We start from the raw sequence: 16,318 nt of genomic DNA, 5'->3' as shown, positions 1-16,318 counted from the left end.
CCCGCCCCCACCCTCGTGCAGTTCAGGGACGCACACGGATCACCCCCGCCTTTCGCGGCATCTCCTCCATCGCCCCCTCTCGACCGTCGCCGACACCGACCCCTGCCGCAGAAAGGAAGACCATGCCCCACCCCGAGGACCGGATCATCGCCCCCTGCCCCAGCGGATGCTGGGAAGTCAGGGCCCCTGGTGCCACGCGCACCGGGCTGCACGCCCCGAGCCGCTCCGAGGCCCTGCAATGGGCGTGGAACATCACCCGCAGCACCGGGGGGCAGATCATCGTCCGCCGCAGCGACGGGTCCTCCGCCCAGGGTCCGCCCGCACCGGCCCCGCCACCGGCGCTGTCGGCCGCCGGGTCGACCGGGTCACAGATCCTCCGGAAAGACCTCGCGGCATGAACAGCCGTGTGATGGACAGCCGCGTCGCGAGCACCTCCGTCATGATCAGCGGTCGTCACCCCGGCGTCGAATCCATGGCGCCGCGCCCAGGCTGCCTCATCCAGGCATGGCGCTACGACGTGCTCCACTATCGGGGCGTGGTGGAGGAGACCCTGCTGAGCTCGGGCGTCCTGTGGATCCGGGAGGACGGACTGGGGGACCGGAAGATGATCGACCTCCGGGAGTACCACCTCCGCCTCTGCTAGCCCCGCCGGGCACACACCGCTTCCCCCGAGCAAACCCGAGAAAATGCCGCCCAGGGGTAGACGTGGCACCGATCACGTGTCTACGCTCAACCCAATACAGATTGCCTGACAATCAAACAGGCGCGAGGTGCGTAGTTGCTCGTTGGGTCCGACGTCCGGCGCCAGGGTCCCGGTCCAATTCCGGTGGACGCGAAAACGCAGGGCCCGCGCGGTTCATGGGCCCCCGGGTGGGCACGCAAGGAAGGAACGAGATGCACGTTGTGGTCATCGGAGGTGGCGTGGTCGGACTGACCACCGCCTACCACCTGGCGAGAGAGGGGGCGGAGGTCACCCTCGTGGACGCCCGCGGGACCGGACTGGGCACCTCGGAGGTCAACGCGGGGTGGGTCTGCCCGGCCGAATCCGCGCCGGTGCCCGGCCCCGGGGTGATCCTCAAGTCCATGAAGTGGATGCTGCGCCCGGACAGCCCGCTCTACATCAAGCCGTCCCTGGAGCCGGCGTTCCTGAAATTCATGACCGGCATGTGGCGCCACTCCAACGCCAAGGCCCAGCGAGCCGGCTTCGAAGGCCACCTGACCCTGGCGAAGGAGACCCTCGAGGTCTTCGACGAGTACCGCGCCGACGGCATGGACTTCGAGATGCACACCGCCGGGCTGCTCATGGCCTTCACGGAAGAGGAGAACCTCGAGCACCACCTGGACAATCTGGATCTGGCCCGGGCCTTCGACCGGGATCCGCGCGTGCTGCGCGGGGACGAGGTCCGCGAGCAGGAGCCCCTGCTTTCCGACGCGGTGATCGGCGGCATCTACTATCCCCACGAGCGCCACCTGGACCCGGGCGCACTGACCCGGGCACTGGCCGAGCGCCTCGTGACGATGGGCGTCGAGATCGTCGAGAACGCCCCGGTCGAGGAGGTCGAGACCTCCGGGGACCGCATCACCGCGGTCCGAGCCGGAGAACGCCGGTTCACCGGTGACGCCGTGGTGCTGGCGGCCGGGGCCTGGACCGGGCAGGTCTCCAAGCTCTTCGGCCTCCTGCTGCCGGTGCGCCCGGGCAAGGGGTACAGCGTGGAGGTCCCGAAGTTCGGCCTGCGCAGCGCCGTGAACCTCTCCGACGCCAAGGTCGCGGTGACCCCCTTCGAGCACCGGCTGCGCCTGGCCGGGACCATGGAGTTCGGCGGGCTGGACGAGAACATCAACCAGGTGCGCGTCGATGCCATCCTCCGCGCCCCGACCACCTACTTCCGCGGGTGGGAACCGCCGACGGAGAAGGTCACGGCCCGTGCCGGCATGCGACCCATGACCCCGGACGGCCTGCCGATCATCGGCCGGCTGGGACCGATGTCCAACGCCTACGTCTCCACCGGCCACGGAATGATGGGCGTCACCTTGGCCCCGGGCACCGCCTCGGCCCTGACCGAACTCATCCTGCACGGGCGGATGCCCTCCGCCCTCGACCCCTTCGCCGCCGAGCGATTCACCGGCCAGCGGCGAGCAGTCCGCTCCGCCGCCTGACACCCCTCCCTCGAAAGGACACACATCATGAGCCACCGCAAGAACGTCGAACTGCGCGGCATCCTCGCCGCCGTCACCACCCCCTTCACCGCGGACGCCTCCGCCGTTGACGAGGACGCCCTGCGTCGTCACGTGGACCGTCTCGTCGAGGCCGGCATCCACGGCATCGTGCCCACCGGCACCTCCGGGGAGTTCCCGACCCTGACCGACGCCGAGTACCGGCGCGTCATCGAGCTCTACGTGGAGGCCGCTGCCGGACGCGTCCCCGTGGTGGCCGGCATCGGGGCACTGTCCACCGAGCGGGCCATCTCCCTGGCCCAGCACGCCGAGTCCGTGGGTGCTGACGCGCTGATGCTCGTCCCGCCGTTCTACGACCCGCTGGACTTCGACGCCCTGGTCGCGTTCCTCTCCGACGTCGCCGCCTCGGTGAACCTGTCGATCGTCTACTACCACGTGCCCGGGGTCACCGGCATCCCCCTCGAGGCCGAGCAGATCGCCGCCCTGGGGGAGATCGACGGCATCGACTACCTCAAGTCGACCTCCGACGACGCCATCGCGCTGGGGGATCTGCTCACCAACTACTCCGACAAGATCAAGGCCTTCAACGGCTGGGACACCCTGACCTTCTTCGGCATCGCCAGCGGTGCGGAGGCCTCCGTCTGGGGCGCGGCCGGGGTCGTGCCCGAGCTCGCCGTGGAGTTCTGGAACACCCTGGCCGAGCGGGGTGACCTGACCGCCGCGCGGGAGCAGTGGAAGACCCTGCGGGCGATCAGCGCCTTCCTGGAGTCGGTGAACTACCCGGCCGGGCTCAAGGCCGGCCTGGAGCTGCTCGGAGTGCCCGCCGGTCCCCCGCGCCGACCGATCCAGCCGCTGTCGGAGGAGAAGAAGAAGCAGTTCGCCGAGATCCTCGAGACCGCCGGCGTCCTGAAGCCCGCCACGGCATGAGCGAGATCCTCAGCCTGGACACGGTCGAGGTGCACGCCGAGGGCGAACCGGGCCGGATCCTCACCTCGGCCGCGCGCTTCGTCCAGGGCGACACCATGGCTGAGCGCCTGCAGTACTGCCGGCAGCACCTCGACGGGCTGCGCCGGCTGGTGCTGCAGGAACCGCGCGGCTACCCCGCGATGTGCGCCGTGATCCTCCTGCCCCCGGTCAACCCGGGTTCGGACTTCGGGATCGTGGTGCTGGAGCAGGGAGGGTTCACCCCCATGTCGGGGTCGAACACCATCTGTGCGGTCACCGCCGCGATCGAGACCGGCATCATCGAACGCCCCGGGCCCGTGGTCGAGGTCGCCATCGACACGGCCGTGGGCACGGTGCACGCCACCGCGCAGGTGGCCGGCGGCAAGGTCCGCTCCGTCACGGTGGCCAACGTCCCGTCCTTCGCGGTGGAGCTCGATGTGCCCCTGGAGGTCCCGGAACTGGGCACGGTGCCGGTGGACATCGTCTTCGGCGGCCAGTTCTTCGCCCAGGCGCGGATCGCCGACCTGGGCCTGGACCTGGACCCGTCCCGGGGCAGGGAACTGGCCCGGGCCGGGGCGTTGATCAAGCTGGCGGCCACCGAGCAGATCGACGTGGTCCACCCGGAGCACCCCGGCATCCGCGGCGTGAACCTGGTCATGCTGCACAGCGGCGACCCCGTTGCCGGCGAGCCATCCCGCAACACCGTGGTGCTCACCAACGGACCGGTGCGGGCCGACGACCCGCAGAGCTGGACCGGCGTCCTGGACCGCTCCCCGTGCGGCACAGGCACCTCCGCACGGATGGCCGCCCTGCACGCCCGAGGCCTCCTGGGCCTCGACGAGCCTTTCCGGCACCGCAGCATCATCGGCACCGAGTTCGTCGGCCGCCTGGTGGGCACGACCACCACCGGCGGGCGCCCGGCGGTGCTGCCGACCATCACGGGCCGCGGCTGGGTGACCGGCCACAGCCGATGGGTCCTGGACGCCTCGGACCCCTTCCACTGCGGCTACAGCGTCGGGGACATCTGGGCCCCGGGCGCGGCGGCCTCTCCCCTCGTCCCCACAGCAGCAAAGGACTGATCATGAGCGAGACCACCATCACCGCCTCCACCCTGCAGGGTGCGGCGACGTCCGAGACGCCGGTGTCCGCCGGTCTCTACATCAACGGACGGATGACGCCCAGCGCCACGGGTGAGACCTCCGAGGTCATCAATCCCGCCGACGGCACGGTCGTGGCGACCGTCGCGGTCGCCGGGGACGCCGACGTGGACGCGGCCGTGGAGGCGGCCCGCGCCGCGTTCCCGGGCTGGTCCGCCGCGGCGCCGGTGGAGCGTTCGGCGGTGCTGACCTGCTTCGCCGCGCTGCTCGAGGAGCGGGCCGAGGAGTTCGCCGTGCTCGAGAGCCGCCAGGGGGGCAAGCCGATCCGCCTGACCCGAGAGTTCGACGTTCCCGGCACGATCGACAACGTGGCCTTCTTCGCCGGGGCCGCGCGCAACCTCGAGGGCAAGGCCGCCGCGGAGTACTCCCCGGACCACACCTCGCAGATCCGGCGCGAGGCGATCGGCGTCATCGGCTCCATCGCCCCGTGGAACTACCCGCTGCAGATGGCCGCGTGGAAGGTCCTCCCGGCGATCGCCGCCGGGAACACGGTGGTGCTCAAGCCCGCCGAGAACACCCCGCTGACCACGCTGCTCTTCGCCGAGATCGCCACCGAAGCCGGTCTCCCGGATGGTGTGTTCAACGTCGTGTGCGGCGGTGGCCGCACGGTCGGGGCGCGGCTGCTGCGCCACCCCGAGGTGGACATGCTCTCCTTCACCGGCTCCACCGGGGTGGGACGCACCGTGCTCGACGCCGCGGCGACCACGGCCAAGCGGGTCCACCTCGAACTCGGCGGCAAGGCCCCCTTCGTCGTGTTCGACGACGCGGATCTGGAGGCCGCCGTCCACGGGGCGGTCGCCGGCAGCCTCATCAACGCCGGCCAGGACTGCACCGCGGCCACCCGCGCGATCGTGCACCGGTCGGTCTACGAGGAGTTCGTGCAGGGTGTGGCCGCCCTCTACAAGGGGGTGCGGCTCGGGGCCACGGAGGACCCGGCCACCGACATGGGCCCGCTGATCTCGATGGAGCACCGGGAGAAGGTCGCTGCCATGGTCGACCGGGCCCGTGACTACGCCCGGGTCATCGGCGGTGGCGTGCCCGAGGCCCTGCCGACCGAGGGGTCCTACTACCGGCCCACCCTGGTGGCCGATGCCCCGGCCGACAGCGAGATCGTGCAGGACGAGGTCTTCGGACCGGTCCTGGCCGTGCTGCCCTTCGACACCGACGACGAAGCCATCGCCCTGGCCAACGACACCCCCTACGGGCTGGCCGCCTCGGCCTGGACCCGGGACGTCTACCGCGCCATGCGGGCCAGCCGGGAGATCCGCTCGGGCTGCGTGTGGATCAACGACCACATCTCGATCATCAGCGAGATGCCCCACGGCGGCATGAAGCAGTCCGGCTTCGGCAAGGACATGTCGACCTACTCCTTCGAGGAGTACACCGTGGTCAAGCACGTCATGTTCGACATCACCGGGAAGTCGGTGCGGGACTGGCACCGGACGGTGTTCTCGATCGGCCAGTGATGGAACGGCCAGGAAATGCGCACCGCTTCGAGGGCATGACCTCCGTGGTGACCGGCGCCGCCGGAGGCATCGGCTCCGCCATCAGCCGTCGGCTGGCGGCGGAAGGATCGCACGTGGTGGTGTGCGACGTGGACGCGGACGCCGCGCAGCGCCTCGTGGAGGAGCTCCACGCCTCTGGCGCCGCCGCGGAAGCCTCCGTCTTCGACCTCCTCGACCCGGCGGCGTGCGCCGCCGCGGTCGAGGAGGTCGTCGGCCGTCGGGGCGGTGTCGAGGTTCTCGTCAACAACGCGGGCATCAACCGGCGCGGCGATCTGCTCACCCTGTCCCCCGAGGACTGGGACCTGAGCTTCTCGATCAACGTCGACGCGACGTTCCACATGTGTCGCGCCGTGCTGCCCGCCATGGTCCGCGCCCGGCGCGGCTCCGTGGTCAACACCGCTTCCCAGTGGGGCCTGACCCCCGCCCCCGGGCACCTGGCCTACAACGTCTCCAAGGCCGCCGTCGTGTCCTTCACCAAGAGCTTGGCACGGGACTGCGCACCGCACGGAGTGCGCGTCAACGCCGTCGCCCCGGGCGAGATCCGGACCCCCATGCTGGAGGCCGGCCTGGCTCGCAGCGGCCGGACCGTCGCAGAGCTCGACGCGGACGTCCCCCTCGGCCGGATCGGCCGACCCGAAGAGGTCGCCGCCCTGGTGGCGTTCCTCGCCTCCGACGAAGCGCCCTTCATCTGCGGGTCCGTCGTGGAGATCACCGGCGCGCAGGCGGTGGCATGAGCACCCCACCACAGCCCCGGCCCATGCTCGAGGGCGAGACCGTGCTGGTCACCGGCGGGTCCGGCGGCATCGGGCGGGCCACCGTGGAAGTCATGCACCGGGAAGGCGCCCACGTGGTGCTCCACTACGCCCGAGGAGCCACCGAGGCCCGGCAGATCCGGGCAGCACTGGGTGGACGAATCCACCTCGTCCAAGGAGACCTGGCCGACGCGCAGCACCGCCACGACATCTGGCAGCAGGCCCTCGCGTGGCGCGGACGCATCGACGTGCTGGTCAACAACGCCGGCGCCTGGCTGGCCTCTCCACTCGCCGACAACCAGGACTGGAGCCGGGGCTGGGACGCCAACCTGGCGCTGAACCTCCAGGCGCCGGCCGATCTGTGCCGGGCCGCCATCCTGCACTTCCAGGAACACGGTGGCGGGGCCATCGTCAATGTCGCCAGCCGATCCTCGCACCGCGGCGACGACGCCGAACACCTCGCCTACGGAGCCGCCAAAGGCGGGCTGCTGGCTCTCACCAAAGGGATCGCCCGCGGCTTCGCGGGCGACAACATCCTGGCCTACGCTGTGGCGCCCGGCTGGGTCGGCACCGGGATCAGTGCACACCTGTCCGAGGAACATGACCAGCTCAACAGCCTCCCCCTCCGGGAGATGACCCCGCCGGCCGATGTGGCCGAGGTCATCGCCTTCCTGGCCTCCGGCCGGTCCCGGCACACCACGGGGGCGACCGTCGACATCACCGGCGCGGACTACGTCCGCTGACACGACCGCCCACCCCCGGGGTGGGACACACCCGACCGGGTGTGGTCGGCCCTCGACGGGAAAGCCTCCCCCTGCCAAGGCAGGGGGAGGCTTTCCCGTCGAGGGCGTTCCTCAGACGTTGAACGTCTTGCCCGTCTCCACTCCAGCGACCGAACGGACATAGGCCCGAGCCACCTCCGCAGCCGGCACCTGCGGGTAACCGGGGAAGAAGGGGTGGTATGCCTCGGCCTCGGCCAAGACACTGGGGCTGACGACATTGATCCTGATGCCCCGCGGCAGCTCCGTGGCCGCGGCCATCACGAAGGACTCCACAGCCCCGTTGGCCAAGGACGCCGCGGCACCGGTGGCAATGGGCTCCCGGGACAGGACACCGGAGATGAGAGTGAACGACCCACCGTCACGGACGTGGGCGAGCCCCTCGGTCACGAGATTGACCTGCCCCAAGACCTTCTCCTGCACCGCGGCCTCGTAGTCCGCCGCAGCCAGTTCTGCGAGCGGCTTGAACGGCACCGCCCCGGCGCAGCTGACCACGGCGTCCACAGGGCCCACGTGCTCGAAGAGTGCGCGCACCGATGCGGGGTCCGACATGTCCGCGCGTTCACCGTCGTTGCGGGAGGAGCGCACCACCTCATGCTCCTGTGCCAGGGTGTCGACTACCGTCCGGCCGATCAACCCGGTGGCCCCGACCACGAGCACCTTCTTCATCCTCAGTTCTCCTGTTCCATGATGGCGATCAGTTCACATGCGCTGTCGATCGTGTGCTTCTTGAAGGCCGTCTCGATCTCCGCGCGGTCCCGTCGCGACAGGGCCTCGATCAAGTAGTGATGCACCAGACTGGCGCGGGCGGGATCCGACCGGACCGCCTGGTCCTGCGCCAGGGCGATGGTCAGATGGGCTTCCGTCACGGGCCAGAACCGCAGCAGCATCGAGTTCTCCGACGCCGCCCAGATCCCGCGATGAAACGCCACATGGGCTTCATGGAGAGTCAGCGGATCAGGGTCGTTCTCCCACCGCTCGAACTCCCTCCAGGCGTCCTGGACAGCAGCCATCCGTCGGCCACTGGCGTCCTCGAGAATGGCGTCCACCGCCAGCATGTCCAGGGCGTGCCTGGCCTTGGCGATGTCCAGGATCTGCTCGGATTCCAGGTTGGCCACTCGCAGCCCCCGGTAAGGCTCCTGGACCAGCAGCCCTTCCTGGGACAACTGATTCAGGGCCTCGCGGATGGTGGGACGACTCACCCCCAGCGTCGACGACAGGGTGACTTCCGTCAGCTTGTCGCCGGGACGCAGATCCCCTCGCACCACAGCTCGGCGTATTTCGCGGAGGACGCCGTCCCTGCGGGACATGCTCGTCACCGGTGACAGGTTGCGGTTCCCGCCGTACTGGGCATCGGTTGGGGCGCCCACGGTCTTCAGATCCATACCTTGTCCTGTCCTAGATGCAGCAGCAGCCAACGCCACACTGCAGATTGTCAGACATTTTCTATCCTGAGCTTAGCCGTGAAAGTTCTCCTGCACCAGCCGTCCGAGGTCAGAAATAGGTACCATAAGCCGCCGCTCCCGCCACGATGCCCGACGATCTGCAGGCGGGTCACCTCGCGTACCTTCACCCAGGAACACACATTGAGGTACGCGGTCCAGGAATTCCGCACTGTCCAGCGGTGGTGAAGGAGATCATTCCGTCATTCCGCGTGGTATGGATTCGCGAGTTCCGGACCGGTGAACGCAAGATGCTGTGCACCGACGACCACCACCTGGATCAGCTCTCAGCGCGGGCAGTGTCCTTTGGAGACGGGGCGACCGCAACAGCGGACCAAGCGCCCGGTTTGACGGTCGTCTGCGTCATAGTTCCCAGATGCGCAGATACCGGGCCGCTCGGGCCTCCCCCAGGTTCCGGGCAGCCCTCCGCCGGGCCAACGAATCAGTGATCCGCCCCCGCTTGATCTCCGGTTCCATCGGAGCCCAAGCGGCCATGACGGTGAAGACCCTCGACCCCATCGGGGTGTGGGTGTCTGTGTCTCCCCCACCGAGGCTGAATACCCGCAGAGCAGCACCTCTGCCCCGTAACTGCTTGGCGAATGTCAGCATGTTCTGCATCGACCGCGATGCCTGAGGGCGGCGAGCGTTTCCGCGGCTGTGAGGTCGACCCAGCGCACGGGGTCCTCAACGTGGAGGACGTAGAGCAATCGAGGCTGATGCGCCAGGGGGTGGCGTCGATAATGGAGGTGTCTACATCACGCGCGCGTGTGACTCTGTAGGTGACAATCTGGTGTTCCCATGACTCCTAGGTGCGTTTCGCACTCCGCGTCACGGTTCCGAGGGGCATCTCGCTGACACCGTCCCCGCTCGAGATGTGGAGCAGCAAGAGACATGAACACCTCGAAATACGTTGTGGTGGGAGCAGGACTCGCCGGCGCAGCCACCGCCTGGCACCTGGCTTCCCGTGACCACGAAGTGACCGTGCTGGAGCGGTCTACCCCAGCCAACAAGTGGGGCAGCTCCCACGGGTCAGCCCGTATCTTCCGCTACGCGTATCCGGAGCTGGGGTACACCCGGCTGGTGATCGATGCCAAGCGGGGCTGGGACGAGCTCGAGCGGCTCAGCGGTCGGCGGCTGATCACCCCTACGGGGTCGGTCGACCATGGCTCCGTGCGCCGACCGCGGCAACTGGCGGAGGTCCTGCAGTCGGCGGGGGTGGAGCACGAGCTGCTGAGCCCCGAACAGGCCCAGCATCGCTGGCCCCAGCTGGTGTTCGACACTGAAGTGCTGTGGCACCCCGGCGCCGGGGTGCTCGATGCCGAGACCACGGTCACCACGATGGCCGAGCTCGCCGTGACCCAGGGGGCGCAGATCAGAACCGGGTGGGAGCTGAGCTCGGTGACGCGGTCGGGGAACGGCTTCCGCCTGTCCTCCTCCACCGGAGAGGTCCTCGAGGCCGAGCGCATCATCGTGTGCGCCGGTGGATGGCTGCCGGCCCTGCTGAGCGACTTGAGCCTTCCCGACGCCTTCGTGCAACAGATGCCCTCCTTGCAGGTGCGCCAAGAACAGGCCTACCACTTCCCCTACCAGAAGGCCCTTGAGGCATCGGCGACGCCGTGGCCCACGTTCATCCACCTGAGCGAGAACCTGCAGATCTATGGTCTCCCCGGGGGGCGCGATGCCCGGTTCCAGGGACAGAAGGTCGCGAAGTTCAACGGCGGGAAGGTCCTATCATCCGCCCGGGCCCAGGACCAGCTCATGGACGAGAGCAACCGGCAGCAGGTGATGGAATATGTCACGCGCCACCTTCCCGGTGTCGTGCCTGAGCCCTACGCCGAGACCACCTGCCTGTTCACCAACACCCCGAACGAAGACTTCGTGCTCGACACGGTGGACAACATCACGGTGGTCTCCCCCTGTTCGGGCCACGGCGGTAAGTTCGCTCCTCTGATCGGGGAGATGGCCGCTGACCTGGCCACCGGCCGCGATCAGGTGCCGGAAATCTTTCGGGTTTTCGGCCGCCATCTGCGCATTCAATAGGCAAGTGCCGTGGCTAGGCGGCCGATACCCGGGCCATATGTCAAGCGAAGGGAGTGGAACCATCCGGGACAAGCGCCGTCCGTTGAGCATCCAGGAGTTGTCCGGCGCCCTCTTGTCTCTGGCACGAGTAGACCGGGACGACCTGTGGCGCTGGGTATACTCCGCGCAACATTTGCGGGTACGACCTGGTCTGCGCACACGGCTCATTCCGTGCTTCTGTTGGCGAGCTCATGCCGATACGAGAGTCCGACGACCGCCGGCGCCATCCCGGCAACGGCGGTGCTCCCCACGCTGTCAACGCGTCCGCGCTGTAACCTCGTCCTGTGACTGTGCAGAAGGCTTCCCCGCTCAATGTGAACGTACCCATCGTGGCCCAGCACGTCCGTCGGCTCCCTGGCTGTTACCTCGTGAGTGGATCGGCGCAAGAAGTCAATGCTGACGCCGATCGGTTGATCACCGTGTCGATGGCTGACGACCAAACGGTGGTCGAAGCCGCGGGGGACGAAGGGAACTGGGTCGCTCTGTACACAGGCGGCACAGCGCACGACCTCGACACCCCCGGCATGACCGTCTCGCTGATCGCGCCCTTGTCGGCGGCGGGAATCCCCATTTTCGTGGCCTCAACAGCATCCGCGGATCTGGTGCTCGTCCCTCTTCAAGCACTTCAAGCCGCGAAGTCGAGCTTGATCGCGGCGGGTCATATCTTCCACGACCGGACAGACAACGGTTCCTTGGACGAGGACCACTGAGCAGCATCGGCTCGTCTGAGTCGGCACTGTCGGTGCGTCGAGCTCGATCAGCGAGCGTCTGTTCTCGTGGGCTGCTTCGGCGCCCCTTGCCATCGATCCATGCGCCGAGCTCGGGGTCGGCGGAGGATGCGCATTCGATTCTTCAACGCCTCCAGCTTCGGGTCCAGGATCGGTGGCGGCTGATCCTCACCGCGCATTGTTCGGTCGATGCGCTCGACCTCCCATCGTGCGGCATCCAGGGCGTCCTGGTGCTTGAACGGCAGAATGGTGCCCATGAAGGATGTGGCTCAGGCGCGCACGACGGCGTTGCGAAAAATAGCGCCAGCGGCGGGGTTGCCGACTAGCTGGGCAACAGCTACGAACTTTTTTGGGCCGTACACCACGCCTAGCGGTGCATCCAAGACGAGCGGCGCAGCATCACCTTTGAGGATCTCGATCCAGACCTGGCCGGAGGCTCTGAGTTCACGTTCGTTGACGAGCGCGGCTCCGTCGCCGTCACGCAGGTGAAGCGCCAGCACAGCATCAACGATCATTGGACCATTGCCGCCCTGCGTAGCCGTGGCATCTTTGCGGCAGCAGCGCAGCACGTCACAGCCGACCGCGAGTATCACTTCAGTTCTATGGCACCGTGCGGGCCGCTGCGCGTACTTAGCGAGTGGGCTCGGCAGTCCATTGATGTCCAGCAATTCATGACGCGCCAGCTCACCAAGCAAGTGAGCCCGGTCTTGGATGAACTTTCAGCTCCCGACGTCTTTGGCAGCACGGAGAAAGCTTGGCAGGTGCTTCGCGGCATCTGGTTCGAGATCGGGGACGCCCGATATGGCGTCCACCCCGTGAGGGTGGTGGTCTTCGGGGCCGACACGCGCCCGGGGCATCTGGTCGTCACCGATCTGATCTTCCGCGGGCATTCGGTGAGCGCGGTGGTCAAGGACCTCACCGGGGTGCCGGAAGAGTGGGTGGACCGGGTGGCGCTGCGCACCGGTGACCCCCTCGACGCCGCCCTGGTGGACGACCTCGTCGCCGATCACGAGGTCGTCGTCGACGCCCTCGGCGACGGTCGCGCGATCCCCGTTGAGCTGGACCGTGGTGCGCTGCCCCGGGATGACCAACGGTCCCCCGCGCGGGGTGCGCCACGTCGGGAGGACCCACCGGGACACCGTGGGATCCTCCGTCACCCGCCAGGACGCGGCCCGGTTCCTCGCCGCCCAGGTCCTGGAGACGAACTACGTCTGCGCGTCGCCGGCGATCAGCAACTGACTCAAGGACACCCCCTGCCAAGGCACTCAACACGAATCATCACACCAACCACGAAGAACCCCTCCTCCCCTGCACCCACTGCCTCAGGCCCGGCAGTCCCGCCTCTGCCTGTGGTCAGGTTCAGGGTCGTTCGTGAGAGGTGACTATCCGCGTCGAGGCACTTACGTTGGTAGCGAGCAATCCGAGCCGGTGGTCTCACGGGGGTCGTGGCCGGTCGGGCCGGCTTACTGGCGGCCGAGCTGTTGAGCGTGGTTTGTTCACCTGCGCTTCGCGAACGTGCTCCACGCCGGGGAGGAAACAACACGGGCCCGGCACCGTCCGGCCCGGGAACGGAGCACCAGTGCACATCGCGATACTCGGAGGCGACGGATTCTGCGGCCGGCCCGCAGCCCTGCACCTGTCGGCCGCCGGTCACGACGTGCTCGTCGTCGACGACCTCCCCCGGCGCGCCATCGACGCCGAGCTGGTGCCGAACCGTGCTTCCACCGGGATCTGAGCCCGGCATGCGGATCGCGGTGTTCACGGAAACCTTCCTGCCCAACGTCGACGGCGTGGTCACCCAGCTCACGCGCACCCTGGAGGAACTGGGGAAGATGGGACACGAGGCCCTGGTTCTCGCTCCGGGTGAGCCCCCGGACCGGTATGGATCCCACATCGTGGCCCGTGTCGGGTCGTTCCCCTTCCGGCCCTGGTACCCGGAGATCCGGGCGGGGTTGCCGACCCCGCGGGTGGAACGGGCCCTGACGGCGTTCCGCCCCGATGTCGTGCACGCGGTGAACCCCGTGTGCCTGGCCGCCTACGGGGCGCTCTCGGCGCGGTGGCGGGACCTGCCGCTGCTCGCGTCCTTCCACACGGACATCCCCCAGTACCTGAGCGCCCTCGGGCTCGGCCCGTTGCGCGGGGCCGCACAGCGGTGGATCCGGGCGACGCACAACCTGGCCCAGGTCAACCTGCGCACCTCGGGGCCCATGGTCGAGAAGGCCACCGGAATGGGCATCCGGAACGTGGCGCTGTGGCCCAAGGCCGTGGACACCCGGTCGTTCTCCCCGGCGAAGGCCTGCCCCGCCATGCGGTTCCGGCTCACGCACGGTCACCCGGAGGACCGGCTGGTGCTCTCGGTGGGGCGGCTGTCACGGGAGAAGAACCTCGAGGCGCTGCTCGAGCCGATCCGACGGCTGCCGGGCACCCGGCTCGCCGTGGTCGGGGACGGACCGCACCGGGCGGAGCTCGAACGGCGCTTCGCCGGCACCGGGACGGTCTTCACGGGATGCCTGCGCGGGGAGCAGCTCGCCGCGGCGTACGCCTCGGCCGACGTGTTCGCCTTTCCGTCCACCACGGAGACCCTGGGCCTGGTGGCGCTGGAATCGCTGGCCAGCGGTGTCCCGGTGGTCGGCGCCCGGGCGGGCGGGATCCCTTTCGCGGTTGACCACGAGACCACCGGCTTCCTCGTGGTCCCCGGGGACACGGACGGGTTCACCGCCCGCCTGCGGCAGCTGCTGGGTAACGACGTGCTGCGTGCGCGCATGGGGGCGGCCGGACGGGTCGAGGCCGAGAGCCTCGGCTGGCGGGCCGCCACCGAATCCGTCGTGGGCAGCTACCAACGTGCGATCCAGCGGCACGGAGCACGCCCACTAGCCCACCCGGGCCCGTCCTCTGTCCGCCATGACGGCCAGCCGCTGCTGTCCCCGGTGGTGAGCCCCACCGGTCGCACGTAGAGCCGGCCCGAGGAAGACCAGACCTGGTCAACCGGTTCCGCAAGACCACGCGCTCTGTCAGCCTCGAGCAAGGCATCAGGACCTTCGTCCCACGACCAGGACGTGGGAGGAGCACCCGGGACCGGTCAAACCCTCGACCGCCCCTGCTCGGCTGGCTCGTCCGCCCCGAACCTCATCGCACGGCGCCGAAGCGGCCGTTCAGCCCCGTCAGAACACCGCCGAATGTCGCTGAGATTCACACGAGAGCCCATTTGACGGCTCATCACAACGCAGGGCGCGCGTCGACGACGAGCAAGGCTCTTGCGTTCCGACGGGCCTGGTTACCAAGTATCGGTATCTGCAACCATCTGTGTCCCTTGTTGTAGATCTGCCGGCGGCTGCCTGCCTCCCCTCGAGACGGAGGGGGGCAGTTACAGTAACGGTCAATGCGTGGCAGGCAAGCGAGCGAGGGAGCCCGCCCCGACGAGGGAGGGAAGATGGCCGACGACGACGACATCGACGAACTCGAGTATGTGGTCGAGCAGGCGGAGCTGACCCCGCGCTACCTGATCTACATGACGTTGGCGGGCGTACTGGCGGGGGTGGGCTTGCTGTCCAACTCCGTGCCCATCCTCGTCGGCTCCATGATCATCGCACCCGTACTGCCGCCCGTCGCGCTCGTCGCGTTCGGTGTCGTTCACAGACGAGCCTCTCTGGCCACGCGGGGGGCGGGTATCGCCGTCCTCGGGCTCACGGCCGCCGCCGGTGCGGCCGTGTTGGCCGCCCTGCTCATGCAGGTCACCGGTGTGATCCAGCCAGGAACCGAACTGCTCGGCAAGCCGATGCTCGAGGAGCGCCTGCGCCCCGGCTGGTGGAGTCTCACCGCGGCGGTGGCCGGTGGCGTCGTCGGAGTCGTCGCCCTGACCGAGAAGAAGACCGACACGCTGATCGGGACCGTCGCCGCCTTGGCACTCGTCCCGGCCGGCGCAGCGGCGGGCATCGCCGCCCTCGCGGGCGACACGGACCGGACACTGGGGGGATTGCTGCTCCTCGGCACGAACTTCGCGATGATCGTCGCGATGGGGATCCTCGTACTCGCCGTGCTGCACCGAGAGGTTGCGCCGCTTCCGCTGACGATCTCAGTGGCACTCATCGCGACCATCGTTGTGCTCCTGGTCATCGCGCACAGCACGGGCGTGACACCGGGACAACCACCCGCCATCCCAAGTTTCTAGTGCCGTTCCGAAGTCGTCTCGCGCGGTGATGACCTGGGTGACGTAGACGAAGATCTCGGGATTGCCGGCTCTGCAGAATCCAGGGTGCAGTCGGGGCCTGGATCCGCCGGTCTCCAGCAGCGCTCGGACGATGTAGTTGAGGACAGCGAAGCGCGACCGGACCAGGCGCGGTACGCTTGCCCGCCAACAGGGCACCGCAGAGACTGCATCGTGGACCCAGCGGCCATCACGTACATGGCGTCGGCCAGAGGATCATCCTCCGGGTCGGTCGCCAGTACGACGGGCAGCGGCAGCCCATACTTCTCGCACAGGAATCAGGTCGGGACAGTCGCTGCTCGGCTCCGGTCAGCGCCGGGTGCAGGGGAGGGTGCACGTGTTGACCACCCGCACCGGCACGCGCCAGAGGTCCGGGGCCGGAACGAGGAATCGCCACCGGGCCGGAGCCGGATGGCGATTCCTGCGGTGACGTCAGGCCGTACGGTCCGGCGTCGGAGATCTCACGAGGAGATCAGAGCGTTCTCACGCAAGCACGGTGATGTTCGCGGCCTGGGGGCCCTTGGGGCCGTCCTGGGTCTCGAACTCGACGCG

The 16,318-nt window shown here is 68.6% G+C and carries 18 protein-coding genes and 1 pseudogene; 14 read left to right on the top strand and 5 right to left on the bottom strand.

Going from position 1 to position 16,318, the window contains the following annotated elements; all coding sequences use genetic code 11:
- The first annotated feature begins 122 nt into the window (after nt 1–122).
- The 8 genes from ACH9D3_RS12560 (at nt 123) to ACH9D3_RS12525 (ending at nt 7,277) form a co-directional block, all read left to right on the top strand.
- On the top strand, nt 123–398 hold the full coding sequence (locus ACH9D3_RS12560) for a DUF2188 domain-containing protein (protein ID WP_396411192.1): 276 nt from the start codon (nt 123–125) through the stop codon (nt 396–398).
- Complete coding sequence (locus ACH9D3_RS12555) at nt 395–643, top strand: hypothetical protein (protein ID WP_396411191.1); 249 nt, start codon at nt 395–397, stop codon at nt 641–643. The genes ACH9D3_RS12560 and ACH9D3_RS12555 overlap by 4 nt, the downstream gene beginning before the upstream one ends.
- Before the next feature lie 251 nt (nt 644–894).
- Entirely contained in the window at nt 895–2,157 is a 1,263-nt protein-coding gene (locus ACH9D3_RS12550; RefSeq protein ID WP_396411190.1) for an FAD-dependent oxidoreductase, read from the top strand.
- 27 nt (nt 2,158–2,184) lie between these two features.
- On the top strand, nt 2,185–3,102 hold the full coding sequence (locus tag ACH9D3_RS12545; RefSeq protein ID WP_396411189.1) for a dihydrodipicolinate synthase family protein: 918 nt from the start codon (nt 2,185–2,187) through the stop codon (nt 3,100–3,102).
- Nucleotides 3,099–4,199 carry a proline racemase family protein gene (locus ACH9D3_RS12540; RefSeq protein WP_396411188.1) on the top strand — a complete coding sequence of 367 codons (1,101 nt, stop codon included), beginning with the start codon at nt 3,099–3,101 and terminating at the stop codon, nt 4,197–4,199. Before ACH9D3_RS12545 ends, ACH9D3_RS12540 begins: the two co-directional genes overlap by 4 nt.
- A gap of 2 nt (nt 4,200–4,201) precedes the next feature.
- On the top strand, nt 4,202–5,743 hold the full coding sequence (locus ACH9D3_RS12535; RefSeq protein WP_396411187.1) for a gamma-aminobutyraldehyde dehydrogenase: 1,542 nt from the start codon (nt 4,202–4,204) through the stop codon (nt 5,741–5,743).
- Between the two features lie 35 nt (nt 5,744–5,778).
- Entirely contained in the window at nt 5,779–6,516 is a 738-nt protein-coding gene (locus tag ACH9D3_RS12530) for a 3-oxoacyl-ACP reductase FabG (RefSeq protein WP_396411186.1), read from the top strand.
- Nucleotides 6,513–7,277 carry an SDR family oxidoreductase gene (locus tag ACH9D3_RS12525; RefSeq protein WP_396411185.1) on the top strand — a complete coding sequence of 255 codons (765 nt, stop codon included), beginning with the start codon at nt 6,513–6,515 and terminating at the stop codon, nt 7,275–7,277. The genes ACH9D3_RS12530 and ACH9D3_RS12525 overlap by 4 nt, the downstream gene beginning before the upstream one ends.
- Nucleotides 7,278–7,388: 111 nt before the next feature.
- Here ACH9D3_RS12525 and ACH9D3_RS12520 read toward each other — a convergent pair whose 3' ends face one another.
- The 3 genes from ACH9D3_RS12520 to ACH9D3_RS12510 form a co-directional block, all read right to left on the bottom strand.
- A complete protein-coding gene (locus tag ACH9D3_RS12520; protein WP_396411184.1) occupies nt 7,389–7,982 on the bottom strand; it encodes a short chain dehydrogenase in 594 nt (197 codons plus the stop codon).
- A gap of 2 nt (nt 7,983–7,984) precedes the next feature.
- On the bottom strand, nt 7,985–8,698 hold the full coding sequence (locus ACH9D3_RS12515; RefSeq protein WP_396411183.1) for a GntR family transcriptional regulator: 714 nt from the start codon (nt 8,696–8,698) through the stop codon (nt 7,985–7,987).
- Nucleotides 8,699–9,118: 420 nt separating this feature from the next.
- Entirely contained in the window at nt 9,119–9,364 is a 246-nt protein-coding gene (locus ACH9D3_RS12510) for a recombinase family protein (protein WP_396411194.1), read from the bottom strand.
- 282 nt (nt 9,365–9,646) lie between these two features.
- Between ACH9D3_RS12510 and ACH9D3_RS12505 the strand changes: the two genes are divergently transcribed.
- Entirely contained in the window at nt 9,647–10,795 is a 1,149-nt protein-coding gene (locus ACH9D3_RS12505) for an FAD-dependent oxidoreductase (protein WP_396411182.1), read from the top strand.
- Nucleotides 10,796–11,118: 323 nt separating this feature from the next.
- On the top strand, nt 11,119–11,544 hold the full coding sequence (locus ACH9D3_RS12500; RefSeq protein ID WP_396411181.1) for an ACT domain-containing protein: 426 nt from the start codon (nt 11,119–11,121) through the stop codon (nt 11,542–11,544).
- 287 nt (nt 11,545–11,831) lie between these two features.
- Here ACH9D3_RS12500 and ACH9D3_RS12495 read toward each other — a convergent pair whose 3' ends face one another.
- Complete coding sequence (locus tag ACH9D3_RS12495) at nt 11,832–12,155, bottom strand: hypothetical protein (RefSeq protein ID WP_396411180.1); 324 nt, start codon at nt 12,153–12,155, stop codon at nt 11,832–11,834.
- 126 nt (nt 12,156–12,281) lie between these two features.
- Nucleotides 12,282–12,653, bottom strand: coding sequence for a hypothetical protein (locus ACH9D3_RS12490; protein WP_396411195.1), 372 nt, complete (start codon nt 12,651–12,653; stop codon nt 12,282–12,284).
- Here ACH9D3_RS12490 and ACH9D3_RS12485 point away from each other — a divergent pair.
- The 4 genes and pseudogenes from ACH9D3_RS12485 (at nt 12,568) to ACH9D3_RS12470 (ending at nt 15,730) form a co-directional block, all read left to right on the top strand.
- Nucleotides 12,568–12,801, top strand: coding sequence for an NAD(P)H-binding protein (locus ACH9D3_RS12485; protein ID WP_396411193.1), 234 nt, complete (start codon nt 12,568–12,570; stop codon nt 12,799–12,801). The genes ACH9D3_RS12490 and ACH9D3_RS12485 overlap by 86 nt on opposite strands.
- Before the next feature lie 340 nt (nt 12,802–13,141).
- Nucleotides 13,142–13,267, top strand: a pseudogene (locus ACH9D3_RS12480) (NAD-dependent epimerase/dehydratase family protein); the annotation flags it as partial.
- A 37-nt stretch (nt 13,268–13,304) separates the two neighbouring features.
- A complete protein-coding gene (locus ACH9D3_RS12475; RefSeq protein WP_396411179.1) occupies nt 13,305–14,516 on the top strand; it encodes a glycosyltransferase in 1,212 nt (403 codons plus the stop codon).
- Nucleotides 14,517–14,992: 476 nt separating this feature from the next.
- Nucleotides 14,993–15,730, top strand: coding sequence for a DUF389 domain-containing protein (locus ACH9D3_RS12470; protein WP_396411178.1), 738 nt, complete (start codon nt 14,993–14,995; stop codon nt 15,728–15,730).
- Nucleotides 15,731–16,318 lie beyond the last annotated feature (588 nt).

Source organism: Kocuria kalidii (assembly GCF_044462225.1).
Classification (GTDB): Bacteria; Actinomycetota; Actinomycetes; order Actinomycetales; family Micrococcaceae; genus Kocuria; species Kocuria kalidii.
The sequence above is the reverse complement of the archived record's forward strand: the minus strand, read 5'-3'. Positions and strand labels throughout refer to the sequence as shown.